This window comes from Flavobacterium sp., assembly GCF_013823965.1.
In the GTDB taxonomy this organism is placed as follows: domain Bacteria; phylum Bacteroidota; class Bacteroidia; order Flavobacteriales; family Flavobacteriaceae; genus Flavobacterium.
This window is the reverse complement of the sequence record NZ_PNNA01000016.1, coordinates 21,181-33,679: the sequence shown is the minus strand read 5'-3', so window position 1 is coordinate 33,679 and position 12,499 is coordinate 21,181. Positions and strand designations below refer to the sequence as shown.

Below are 12,499 nucleotides of genomic sequence, written 5' to 3'. Positions count from 1 at the left end.
GAAATTGGTAATTTCTTGATGGCTGCAAATGAGTCATTGAAAAAAACAGAAATCTCTAAAGTAGAGACAAAAACTGTAGTAAAAGATTCTTTAAGCGCATTGTTGACCACTGGAAAAGATTCAGCTACTACCAAAAAAGGCAACAACCCAATACTTGATAAAATTATAGGTCAAGGTGGTGGACCAGTTTTAGGTTTGTTTTCGCCAAAAGACACTGCCGTAGTTGGAGGTTATTTAAGAAGAGCAGACATCAGGGTTTTATTGGCTCCAGAGCAACGTTATGCAAGATTTGTTTGGGGAAAACCTACAACGCTTAAAGACAATAAAGGAAAAAATATTGATGCAGTTGAACTGTATGCCTTAAAAGGAAATAGAGATAATGTAGCCTCAATGGGTGGTGGCGTAGTTACTGATGCCAAAGATTCATTTGACCAAACAGGGAAACCGTCGGTTACCATGCAAATGAACGGTCAAGGAGCAAAAGCGTGGGAAGAATTAACAGGAAGAGCTTACACTCAAAAAAGCAATATTGCCATTGTTTTGGATAATGTTGTGTATTCTGCACCAGGTGTTTCCAGTGGGCCAATTTCTGGTGGAAGATCAGAAATTTCAGGAGTTTTTGACATTTCTGAAACTAAAGATTTAGCTAACGTTTTAAGAGCCGGTAAACTTCCTGCTGCTGCAGACATTATTCAATCAGAAGTTGTAGGACCATCCTTGGGACAAGAAGCTATTGACAACGGTACAAATTCAGCACTTTTAGGATTGCTTTTGGTATCACTTTGGATGATGGTTTATTACGGAAAATCAGGTTGGTATGCAAACTTGGCATTGGCAGTCAACTTATTGTTCTTGTTTGGAATTTTGGCCAGTTTAGGAGCCGTGCTTACATTGCCTGGTATTGCCGGTATTGTTTTGACAATGGGTACTGCAGTGGATGCCAATATCATCATCTATGAAAGGGCAAAAGAAGAACTGCGTTCCGGTAAAACGCTGGAAGAAGCTGTAAATGCTTCATACAGTTGGAAAGGAGCAATGCGTTCTATTGTTGATGCTAACGTTACCCATATATTAACTGGTGCCGTATTATTTATTTTCGGTTCAGGACCAATAAAAGGTTTTGCCACTACTTTGTTAATTGGTATTATTACCTCTTTATTTACATCAATTTTTATTGCAAGAATCTTTATTGACTGGAGTATAAGCAGAAACAACAAACTATCATTTGTAACAGGATTTTCTAAAAATTTCTTTACTGATTTTCATTTTGATTTCTTGAAAATAAAGAAATGGACTTATGCATTTTCAGCTATCGTTACGGTTGTCAGTATTTTTTCATTGGCTACAAATGGTCTTGATCAAGGAGTAGATTTTGTGGGAGGAAGAACTTTTCAAGTGCGTTTCGAAAAACCAGTTGAAGTTGAAACGGTAAAGGCAGAATTAGTTAAAGTTTTTGATGGTAGTGCCGAAGTAAAAGTTTTTGGTAAAGACAATCAATTAAAAATTACTACCAAATATAAAGTACAAGAACACGGAAGTGAAGCCGATGAGGAAGTAAATAAATTGTTGTTTGATAATTTGAAACAACACTATTCTGCAGGATTAACTTATGACAAGTTTGTAAACGCTTACGAAGGAAAAAAACTAGGTATTCTGCAAGCTTCAAAAGTAGGACCTACTGTTGCCGAAGATATTAAAACCAATGCTTATTGGGCGGTTCTTGGGGCAATGCTTATTGTAGGCTTGTACTTGGTAATCAGTTTCAGAAAATGGCAATACAGTTTGGGAGCGATAGCTGCCGTGGCTCATGATGTTATTTTTGTGTTGGGTATTTATTCATTATGTTACAAATTTATGCCTTTTGGAATGGAAATTGACCAGCATTTTATCGCTGCAATTCTTACAGTAATTGGTTATTCAATGAATGATACCGTAATTGTATTTGACAGGGTTCGTGAATTTTTGGATGGTAAAAAAGCCAAAGGAGATTTCAATAGCATTGTTAACCAGTCCATTAATAGTACAATGTCAAGAACTATCAATACTTCATTAACCATGATTCTGGTATTGTTGATTATGTTCGTTTTTGGTGGGGAGTCTATCCGTGGATTTATTTTCGCCATGTTGGTAGGTATAGTAGTTGGAACTTATTCTTCCTTGTTTATTGCTACGCCAGTTTTATGTGATACAATTTCAGAAGCAGATCATAAAAAAATTGAACAAGAACACAATTCTTAACGATATTAGTTCTTATAACACTGAAAAGACTCGAATTATATTCGGGTCTTTTTTTTGATATGTAGCATGTAATAGTAAATCAACTTTTTCTAAGTTGGATATTATTTCTGGAATTAGTTTTTGTTGAATAATCAAATTTTATATATTTACTAAAAATTGCTATAAATTCCCCCAAGTTTTTTGCAACCTAAAAACCAAAAATGATGAAAAAACTAATCAAGTCGTTCAGCTTTCTGTTTTTGATTACTATTTTATCGAGCTCAAATGCATTCGCTAAAAGCGGTATTGGTGGTTGTACCAGTGAAACTCTCGCCCCATTATCACCGATAGTTAATACACCTATTTATCTATGTCAAAATAGTAGTGCAACACCATTAACGGCAACACCTTCTGTAGGAGGTGTTTTAAATTGGTATGGAACAGATGCGATAGGAGGTACGTCATCTGCAGTTCCTCCTACACCAAACACGACCATTGTAGGTTCAACCACTTATTATGTTACAGAAACAATTGGCGGTGTTGAAAGTAGCCCACGAACTCCAATTGTTGTTAATGTCGTAGCTGATAATGGAGCAACTATTTTACTTTTTAGGTGTGACCCATCACAAATTCCGACATACTCTCTTGATTATACTCCACCAGCAACAATAAATAATTCTGTTCTTTTTGATTGGGCAAATAATCCTTTAATTTCAAACACTTATAATTTCAGCTATTCTATTCAAGGTGGTCCCGTGGTTACAGGTACGACTGGAACATCTCATTGGTTAGTTCCAAATATGCTGCCGGGACAATCTGCTACATTGACGTTAACATCAGCTACACACCCTTGTGTTCCCTCTCAAACTATTACTTGTACTGTCCCATGTATTACTAACACAACACCTAACTTTGCTCCAATTGCTCCTTTTTGTACAGGAACCGTCGCGCCTATTTTAGGACCTACTTCTCCAAATGGGATATCAGGAACTTGGTCTCCGGCACTAATAAATAATACTACTAGTGGTAGTTATGTTTTTACGCCAGATCCAATATTATTTCCTTGTGCTTTAACGCAGACATTGGTAGTAACAGTTGATCCATTGGTCACACCAGCTTTTACAACTATTCCTGCCGTAGTTTGTCAAGGAGCTGTGGCACCAACATTGCCTTCGAGTTCTAACAATGTAACTCCAATAACTGGAACTTGGAGTCCAGCAGTAGTTAATACGGCTCTTTTAGGAACTTTTCCATATACTTTCACGCCAAATCCTGGCCAGTGTACTTCAGCAACACCAACAACAATATCGATAAGAATTGATCCTGTGTTGACACCAAGCTTTACTGCTGTTCCTGCTATCTGTTCAGGTGCTGTTCTTGCTCCATTGCCTACCACATCTACCAACGGAATTACAGGTTCTTGGTCACCTGCCTTGAATAATACAGCGACAACTTTATATACTTTTACGCCAACTGCAGGGCAATGTGCCAATACAGCTACTTTGACCATCACGGTAAATCCAATTGTAACACCATTATTTGCAGCTGTTTCCGCTATTTGTTCTGGTGCTGCATTGTCGGCATTGCCTATCACTTCCACCAATGGAATTGCGGGCACTTGGTCACCGGCTTTGAATAATATGGCCACTACTTTATACACTTTTACGCCTAATGCAGGTCAATGTGCTACGACAACTACTTTGACAATCACTGTGAATCCTAATGTGACGCCAATTTTTGCTGTAGTTCCTGCTATTTGTTCTGGTGCTGCATTGTCGGCATTGCCTACTACTTCTACTAATGGAATTTCGGGGACTTGGTCACCAGCCTTGAACAATACAGCAACTACTTTATATACGTTCTCTCCAACAGCAGGACAATGTGCCACAACAACTACTTTGACTATAAATGTAAATCCAATTGTTGCTCCAAATTTTGCAGCAATTCCTGCTTTGTGTTCCGGATCAACTGCCCCAGTTTTAGCAACTACATCACCTAATGGAATAATAGGGACTTGGTCTCCGACAATAATCAATAACAGTGTTAATGGAAGTTATACTTTTACTCCAGCTGCAGGTCAATGTTCAACCACACAGACATTGAATGTGACAATAACACCTCGAGTGATTACTAATTTCGCTGCCATTCCAGCAATTTGTTCAGGATCAATTGCGCCAATTTTAGGCACAACATCACCAAATGGAGTTACTGGAACTTGGTCTCCTGCAACAATTAGCAATACAGCAAGCGGGAGTTATCTTTTCACTCCAAATGCCTCTGAATGTGCCACAACCCAAACTTTGAATGTTGTCGTAAATCCACTTGTTGATCCTGATTTTGTTGATTTTTCAATCTGTTCCGGAAGTACTCCGCCAAATTTAAGCGCTTCTTCTCCAAATGGAATTACAGGAACTTGGTTGCCGTCAAGTATTGATAACGCTACAAGCGGTGCTTATGTTTTTACTCCAGATGCGCCACAATGTGCCAACGTAAAAACAATCAATGTCACGGTTAATCCATCGAATACTTTAGTGGCTGTAAATTGGATAGTTACTGAAGCGTTTACCCAGAATCAAATAGTTACCATCACAGCAACAAATGCTGGAAATTATTTATATCAAATGGATTCTGGACCATTTCAAATTAGTCCTGTTTTTGAGAATGTGGCTTCAGGAATGCATTCCATTACTGTCAAAGATGTAAATGATTGTAGCACACCAATAACAGATAACAACGTTTTGGTCATTGGTTATCCAAAATTTTTCACGCCAAACGGAGATTCTTATAACGATACTTGGAATATTGTAGGATTGAAAGACCAGTTAAATTCAAGGATTTATATATTTGATCGTTATGGCAAACTCTTGAAAGATATCAGCCCAAATGGTCCTGGATGGGATGGGAATTATACCGGACATCCAATGCCGGCAACTGATTATTGGTTTACTGTTGAATACATAGAACAAGGCATTACTAAAAAATTCAAATCACATTTTTCTTTAAAAAGATAAACTAAAAAAGCTTCCAAATCAGGAAGCTTTTTTCATAATCTGTAGCGAAACACTTTTCAAGCTACGTATGTTTTTTTATTTATAAATGGACCGGTTTTTCGGCAGTAAACACAAAATACAATCCTATCAGTATGAATGGAATACTAAGCCATTGTCCTGTCGAGAATAAGCCCAATGCACTTTCAAAACCACCTTGACTTTCTTTTACATATTCCACAATGAAGCGAACGCTCCATAAAAGCACAAAAAATAGTCCAAATAAATAGCCTGATTTTTCTCTTGCATCAGTTTTCCAATACAAGAAAAACAAGAGGGCAAAAACAAAAATATAACAGAAAGCTTCATATAATTGTGCAGGATGTTTCAAGGGAACTTGACCTAATAACTCGGCAAACTGTGGATTAGTGGCGATGGCATGATAAGCTTCTTTAGGATTGGCTATTTGGGTAGCATTAACGGCATCATTTGGAGTGAAATAATCTCTAATAAATTTTATTCCAAAAGCTGAATCCGTTTCTTTTCCAACAATTTCAGAATTGAAAAAATTGCCTAATCTCACAAAAATAGCCCCGCTAGATACAGGAACAACTATTCTGTCCAAAATCCACATTTGGGGTCTTTTCAATATTTTTTTGCTGTAAAAATACATGGTGAGGATAATAGAAATTGCAGCGCCATGACTTGCCAATCCTTGAAAACCAGTAAATTCAAAATGAGGAGAAAATCTAAAAGGCAAAAATATCTCCAATAAATTATTGCGATAATATTCCCAATCATAGAACAAAACATGTCCAAGTCTAGCTCCAATCAATGTTGCTAAAACTGTCCAAATAAACAAGGTGTCCAATTTTTCAACAGATTCGTTTTCACGTTCGAATATTTTTTTCATGATGTACCAGCCCAATCCAAAAGCGATTACAAACATTAAACTGTAAAATCGAATTACAAAAAAACCCAAATCGATACCTTCCGATGGATTCCAAACTATGTTTAAAGCGTGTGCCATTATTTTTTATATTTATTGTAAAAATACATTTTTTTGTTTTGAGTTTCCGAAATTAATAAGAGAATATGTCTTTTTTAACAAAGGGTCAAATTCTAGTGCTTGGAGTTAAAACTTTATAATTCGAATAATATTGATTAATGGTCGTGGTTGCATTTTTTTGGAGGCACGGGATCGTAACCCGTTTTCCCCCAAGGATGACAACTCAATATTCTTTTTATTCCTAATAAACCGCCATAAAACAAACCGTGTTTTTGCAATGCTTCAATCATGTAACTCGAACAAGTAGGTTCAAACCTGCAAGCCGATGGAGTAAAAGGAGATATGGCAGATTGATAGAATCTAACGAGCAATACAAAAGGATATATTAAGATTTTGTTTAGCATATCTTATGAAGAGTGTTCAGCCTGATTACTGAACACTAAATGTTGTGCCTTCTTTGCCGTCTTTCAATTGAATACCCAAAGCAATCAATTGATCTCGAATTTGATCCGACATTGCAAAGTCCTTGTTTGCTCTGGCTTCCATTCGCATATTGATTAGCATTTGAACAACTCCTTCTAACTTGTCGTTATTGTTTCCAATTGCTTTCTCGTCTTTTAAACCTAAAACGTCAAAAACAAAAGCGTTCATTGTTTTCGTGAAAATTTTCAAATCTTCTGCGTTAAGCGTGGCCGAATTGTCTTTTAATAAATTGATAAAACGAACGCCTTCAAATAGTTGTGCAATCAAAATCGGACTGTTGAAATCGTCATTCATGGCATCATAACAATTTTGTTTCCAGCCAGCAATATCTAGAGTTGAAGTGGAGCTTGGCTTGATTTCATTCAATCCGTCAACAGCTTCCATTAGTCTGTAAAATCCTTTTTCGGCAGCAAGAATAGCTTCATTTGTAAAGTCAAGATTACTTCTATAATGGGCTTGAAGTACAAAAAAGCGAGCGACACTTGGTGAAAATGCCTTGCTTAAATTGGGGTTTTCGCCAGTTAGAATTTCTCTTGGCAAGATATTATTTCCGGTAGATTTCGCCATTTTTTTGCCATTCAACGTCAGCATATTGGCGTGCATCCAATAATTTACTGGAGTATGCCCCGTACAAGCTTGGTTTTGTGCAATTTCGCATTCGTGATGCGGGAATTTCAAATCCATTCCGCCACCGTGAATGTCAAAATGATTGCCCAAATATTTGGTGCTCATGGCGGTACATTCCAAGTGCCAACCAGGGAAACCATCGCTCCAAGGTGAAGGCCAACGCATGATATGTTGCGGTTCTGCTTTTTTCCAAAGGGCAAAATCCTGTGCATTTTTCTTGTCGCCTTGACCGTCTAAATCTCTAGTATTGGCCAACATATCATCAATGTTTCGACCGCTTAAAATACCGTAGTTGTTGGTTTTGTTGTATTTTACAACGTCAAAATATACGGAACCATTGACTTCATAAGCCAATCCACTGTCCATAATTTTTTTGACAATTTCAATTTGTTCTATGATGTGACCCGTTGCCGTTGGTTCGATGCTTGGTGGCAAAAAGTTGAATAAATTCAGAATTTCATGAAAATCAACAGTGTATTGTTGCACCACTTCCATTGGTTCGAGCTGTTCCAATCGTGCTTTTTTTGCAATTTTGTCTTCGCCATCATCCACATCATCCACAATATGTCCTACGTCAGTAATATTTCTAACGTAACGAGTTTTGTAACCCAAGTGTAAAAAATACCTGAATATTACGTCAAAAGACATGAAAGTGCGCACATTTCCAAGATGCACATTGCTGTAAACCGTTGGTCCGCAAACATACATTCCCACATTTCCTTCGTGAATTGGCGTGAAAACTTCTTTTTCTCCCGATAGAGAATTGTATATTTTTAGGGTTTGGATTTTATATAATGGCATTGTGGTTTAATGTTTGTGGTTTATTGTTGAGTTTTATTTGATTTAAATCAATTGAACAACAACTAGAATTTTGTGTCTAATTTGATGTAATCCAATAATTCTCTGCGAGTTTGTTCGTTTTTGAATTGTCCGCCAAATTCAGAAGTAACCGTGCTGCTTTCGATGTCTTTTATTCCTCTGGAATTCACGCAAAGGTGTTTGGCATCTATGATGCAAGCAACGTCTTCAGTTCCCAAGGCGATTTGAAGTTCTTGCACGATTTGCATGGTCAAACGTTCTTGCACCTGAGGTCTTTTGGCATAAAACTCAACAATTCTATTTATTTTGGATAATCCAATGACTCTTCCTTTTGAGATATACGCCACATGAGCTCTTCCTATTATGGGAAGCAAATGGTGTTCACAGGTTGAGTATAAGGTGATGTTTTTTTCGACCAACATTTCGCCATATTTGTAACCGTTTTCAAATGTGGAAGCACTTGGTTTTTTGGCAGGATTTAATCCTCCAAAAATTTCTTTCACAAACATTTTGGCTACACGATTAGGAGTTCCTTTTAAGCTGTCATCCGTCAAATCCATCCCAAGTGTAATCAGGATATTTTCGACGTCTTTTTTTATTTTTTCGATTTTTTGATCATCGGTAATGTTAAAAGCGTCGTCTCTTACCGGATTTTTTGCGCTTAAACTAATATGATTATTTCCTATTTCGTCATGAAATTCTTCGTTGTTTATCATCAAAAGTTGCTGTTATAATGGGTATATAAATTTAAGGGGTAAAGATAATTAATAAATACCAAGAATTTCTATGGCTTTTAATAATTAATTTTAGGTATTTTAATTGGCAGCACCCTTTAAAATAAGATGTTTTTCGGAATTGTAGGTCTGGATTGCTGCTTTTAAAATTTGAACGGAACGGATTAAATCTTCTTTCTTCAAGACGTAAGCAATTCGAACTTGGTTTAGACCAACATTTGGAGTTGAATAAAATCCTGCGGCTGGAGCGACCATAACGGTTTCGCCATCCAAATCATAACTTTCAAGCAGCCATTGTGCAAAATCATCAGTATTGTCTACTGGCAATTGGGCAATACAATAAAAAGCAGCTTTTGGAGTGGTGACAACAACACCTTCTATCTTGTTCAGTTCAGACATAAGTGTGTCTCTTCTTTCTTTGTATTCTGAAATCACCTCGTCAAAATAACTTTGAGGGGTGTCTATTGCTGCTTCACAGGCAATTTGTTCAATAGTTGGCGGGCATAAACGAGCCTGTGCAAATTTCATTGCAGCAGAAATAACTTCTTTGTTTTTAGTCACCATGCAACCAATGCGTGCGCCACACATACTGTATCTTTTGGAAACCGAGTCAATCATGATTACATTTTGCTCGATACCTTTTAAGTTCATCACGGAAAAATGTTTGTCTCTCACGTCGTATATGAATTCACGATATACTTCATCAGCGATTAAAAATAAATCGTGTTTTTTTACCAATTCTCCCAGTTGATTAATTTCTGATTCCGAATACAAATATCCTGTTGGATTATTCGGATTACAGATTAAAATTGCTTTGCTTTTTGGCGTGATTGCTTTTTCAAATTCTTCAATGGTTGGTAGGGTAAATCCGCTTTCAATATTAGAAATCACGGGTACGACCTTGGCACTTGATTCTTCTGAAAAGGCGCTGTAATTGGCATAAAAAGGTTCAGGAATGATGACTTCATCTCCGGGATCCATAATGCTGCCGAGTGCAAACAAAAGAGCCTCAGATCCACCTGTGGTTATCATGATGTCTTCATAAACTACTTTTACATCTTGTTTGGTGTAAAAATCCGCCAGTTTTTTTCGGTAACTTTCATAACCCGCCGAAGGACCGTATTCAATTATGTCCAAGTCAATATTTTTTATCGCTTCGATGGCAACTTCAGGGCTTTTTATATCGGGTTGTCCTATGTTTAAATGATAAACTTTATGGCCTTTTTTTTTGGCTATTTCTGCATAAGGAGCCAATTTTCGAATTGGTGATTCGGGCATTCTTCGACCTCTGATTGAAATTTCAGGCATGATTGTAAAATTTGCTGCAAATTTGCGATTTTTTTTTCGAATTTAATGGCGTCAATAGTCTTAATTTGACGTTAAATGGATGTTTTTTGTTAATTATTTGCTAACTTTATGCAAAGAATTCTGATGAAAAAAACAATTGTTTTAGGTTTTCTCTTCTTTTATGTCTTGCCCGTTCTGGGACAAGAAGGATTTTTGTTTGAAAAGAATGTTGACAAAGTGGTTATCCCTTTCAAGTTTATCAATAATTTGATATTTATTCCCATAAAAGTGAATGGTGTAGAGTTGAATTTCTTGATGGATTCAGGTGTCGAAGAGACTATCTTGTTTAGTATGGAAGATAAAAAGGAAGTCAGTTTTTTTAATGTTGAAAAAATAACTTTGCGTGGTTTGGGCAGTGAAGAATCTATTGAGGGGTTGAAATCCAGGAACAACACATTGGAAATTAATGGCTTGAAATCTACAAATCATTTGTTGTATATCGTTTTGGATCAAAGTTTTAATTTGTCCTATCATATTGGAATTCCCGTCAACGGCATTATTGGATATAATTTTTTGAAAAGTAATTTAGTGGAAATCAACTACGAACGAAGAAGAATCACGGTTCATAGAGACAACCCAAAAACAAGAAATAAAATAGAAAAAAGATACCAGCATGTTCCCATTACTATCGAGAGGGCGAAACCGTATGTCACAGGTAGCGTGGTGATTAATTCTTCCGTAATCCCAGTAAAATTATTGATTGACGTTGGTAATAGTGATGCTGTTTGGCTTTTTCAAAATGAGTCGAAAAAGATAGATGTGCCAGAGAAAAATTTTGAAGATTATCTCGGAAAAGGATTTAGTGGAGACGTTTTGGGGAAAAGAGCACTGATTGAAAAATTTACAATGTCAAAATTCGAATTTAAAAATCCCATTATTGCTTTCCCCGACACTATTTCTATCAGACACGTAACAATGGTGACAAATAGATCCGGTTCTGTGGGTTCCGAAATTTTGAAAAGATTTTCCGTTATTTTTGATTACCCAAATAAAAAAATGTTTTTAAAAAAGAACAGGAGTTTCTATGCTCCTTTCGGTTACAATAAAAGTGGTATTGAACTGCAACATTACGGTTTACAGTGGGTTCAGGAAACCGTTCATTTGGAAACCATTCCAATAATAAAATCAGATGACCTTTCTTTTAAAAATAGCGAAAACGGAAATAATTTTAAATATAAATTCGAGTTAAAACCTGTTTACATAATTGTAAATGTCAGGAAAAATTCTGCGGCAGCTTTAATCGGGCTACAAAAAGGAGATGTTTTGGTTAGCATTAACAAAATTCCGGCTTATAAATATTCGTTGGAAAAAATCAATTCACTCCTGAAATCTGAAGAAGAAAAATGGATCACGATTGAAGTTGATAGGGATAGCAATATTCTTAAATTTAAATTCCAGTTGCTCAATGTGTTGTAAAGCAAAGAGCTTCTTGATTATCAAGAAGCTCTTTGTCATGCAAAAAATAGTGAAATTATTATTTTAAAACTTCTAAATAATTTAAAGGAACATCCAAAAACTCTTGATAACTGGCACTACTTGGTGGCCCGTCGTTTAAGGTGGAATGTTCGGCAATTCTGATGGTCAATTTTCCGCTCGTAATTTCTTTTCCTGAAACTATGTCTCCAATTTTATAACATTTTTCAGCAAGTCCAACAACGCCTCCAACAGTTACGGTGGCGCAATAGGCTTGTTTAAAAATATAAGTCTGGTCAGTTATGACGGGGTCTTTTGTACAGCTTCCTGTCGTAATCGACAAAAAGGAAAGTAAACTTAATAGACAAATAGTTTTTAAGATTCTCATAAGAGATTTTATTTGTTTTGGATAAAAGCTACCTTGACATTTATTAATCAGCAATCACTTCGCCCTTAATTTTCAAGGCGACTCTTCCGCTTTCAACATTCACGGCATTGGATTCAACCGTGATTGTTTTTCTAATTGGACCGGGAGCCATATTGTATTTGATGTCGATTTTTCCAGTTTTTCCGGGCATAATTGGTGCTTCCGGTTTGGTGGGAACGGTACATCCGCAAGTAGAAAGCACATTGGTAATAATCAATGGAGCATCACCGGTATTGGTGAATTCAAAAGAGCGAACACCATTATCCTTCTTTTTGGTGGTGGTTCCGTAATCTATAGTATTGTCTTTCGCCTTAAATTCAATTTTTGGACCAGATTGGGCAAAACCAAAACTACTAAACAATACGATTGCTATTAGAGTGGCTATATTTTTCATTTTCTTTTTGTTTAAATTCAGTTTAGTAAAAATACTTTTTTT

General features: G+C 36.4%; 10 protein-coding genes. 3 read left to right on the top strand and 7 right to left on the bottom strand.

Annotated features, from left to right (window positions below; translation table 11 throughout):
• Together secF and C0430_RS01925 are read left to right on the top strand one after the other, a co-directional pair.
• Positions 1-2,238: protein translocase subunit SecF (gene secF, locus C0430_RS01930; protein WP_290864915.1), on the top strand; the 2,238-nt coding region annotated here is incomplete at its 5' end.
• 200 nt (positions 2,239-2,438) lie between these two features.
• Entirely contained in the window at positions 2,439-5,228 is a 2,790-nt protein-coding gene (locus tag C0430_RS01925; RefSeq protein ID WP_290864913.1) for a T9SS type B sorting domain-containing protein, read from the top strand.
• A 79-nt stretch (positions 5,229-5,307) separates the two neighbouring features.
• On the opposite strand, the gene lgt is transcribed toward C0430_RS01925, so the two are convergent.
• The 5 genes from lgt to C0430_RS01900 form a co-directional block, all read right to left on the bottom strand.
• Positions 5,308-6,234, bottom strand: coding sequence for a prolipoprotein diacylglyceryl transferase (gene lgt / locus C0430_RS01920; RefSeq protein WP_290864911.1), 927 nt, complete (start codon positions 6,232-6,234; stop codon positions 5,308-5,310).
• Positions 6,235-6,368: 134 nt separating this feature from the next.
• Positions 6,369-6,617 carry a membrane protein insertion efficiency factor YidD gene (gene yidD, locus C0430_RS01915; protein WP_290864909.1) on the bottom strand — a complete coding sequence of 83 codons (249 nt, stop codon included), beginning with the start codon at positions 6,615-6,617 and terminating at the stop codon, positions 6,369-6,371.
• Between the two features lie 25 nt (positions 6,618-6,642).
• Complete coding sequence (gene cysS / locus C0430_RS01910; RefSeq protein ID WP_290864907.1) at positions 6,643-8,124, bottom strand: cysteine--tRNA ligase; 1,482 nt, start codon at positions 8,122-8,124, stop codon at positions 6,643-6,645.
• A gap of 62 nt (positions 8,125-8,186) precedes the next feature.
• Positions 8,187-8,858 (bottom strand): GTP cyclohydrolase I FolE, encoded by a 672-nt coding sequence (gene folE, locus C0430_RS01905; RefSeq protein ID WP_290864905.1) that lies wholly within the window; start codon positions 8,856-8,858, stop codon positions 8,187-8,189.
• A 99-nt stretch (positions 8,859-8,957) separates the two neighbouring features.
• Positions 8,958-10,184 carry a pyridoxal phosphate-dependent aminotransferase gene (locus tag C0430_RS01900; protein WP_290864903.1) on the bottom strand — a complete coding sequence of 409 codons (1,227 nt, stop codon included), beginning with the start codon at positions 10,182-10,184 and terminating at the stop codon, positions 8,958-8,960.
• 123 nt (positions 10,185-10,307) lie between these two features.
• Between C0430_RS01900 and C0430_RS01895 the strand changes: the two genes are divergently transcribed.
• The gene (locus C0430_RS01895) at positions 10,308-11,639 is read left to right on the top strand and encodes an aspartyl protease family protein (RefSeq protein WP_290864901.1); all 1,332 of its coding nucleotides are present in this window, start codon (positions 10,308-10,310) and stop codon (positions 11,637-11,639) included.
• Between the two features lie 58 nt (positions 11,640-11,697).
• Here the strand turns inward: C0430_RS01895 and C0430_RS01890 are convergent, their stop codons facing one another.
• Positions 11,698-12,024, bottom strand: coding sequence for a hypothetical protein (locus C0430_RS01890; protein WP_290864899.1), 327 nt, complete (start codon positions 12,022-12,024; stop codon positions 11,698-11,700).
• A 43-nt stretch (positions 12,025-12,067) separates the two neighbouring features.
• Positions 12,068-12,457 (bottom strand): DUF1573 domain-containing protein, encoded by a 390-nt coding sequence (locus C0430_RS01885; RefSeq protein WP_290864897.1) that lies wholly within the window; start codon positions 12,455-12,457, stop codon positions 12,068-12,070.
• Positions 12,458-12,499: the final 42 nt, after the last annotated feature.

Excerpts from the sequence above, each read along its gene's own strand:
- C0430_RS01890 (WP_290864899.1), bottom strand. The coding sequence starts at position 12,024 with ATGAGAATCTTAAAAACTATTTGTCTATTAAGTTTACTTTCCTTTTTG.
- folE (WP_290864905.1), bottom strand. The coding sequence starts at position 8,858 with ATGATAAACAACGAAGAATTTCATGACGAAATAGGAAATAATCATATT.
- yidD (WP_290864909.1), bottom strand. The coding sequence starts at position 6,617 with ATGCTAAACAAAATCTTAATATATCCTTTTGTATTGCTCGTTAGATTC.
- C0430_RS01900 (WP_290864903.1), bottom strand. The coding sequence starts at position 10,184 with ATGCCTGAAATTTCAATCAGAGGTCGAAGAATGCCCGAATCACCAATT.
- C0430_RS01895 (WP_290864901.1), top strand. The coding sequence starts at position 10,308 with ATGAAAAAAACAATTGTTTTAGGTTTTCTCTTCTTTTATGTCTTGCCC.
- cysS (WP_290864907.1), bottom strand. The coding sequence starts at position 8,124 with ATGCCATTATATAAAATCCAAACCCTAAAAATATACAATTCTCTATCG.
- C0430_RS01885 (WP_290864897.1), bottom strand. The coding sequence starts at position 12,457 with ATGAAAAATATAGCCACTCTAATAGCAATCGTATTGTTTAGTAGTTTT.
- C0430_RS01925 (WP_290864913.1), top strand. The coding sequence starts at position 2,439 with ATGATGAAAAAACTAATCAAGTCGTTCAGCTTTCTGTTTTTGATTACT.
- lgt (WP_290864911.1), bottom strand. The coding sequence starts at position 6,234 with ATGGCACACGCTTTAAACATAGTTTGGAATCCATCGGAAGGTATCGAT.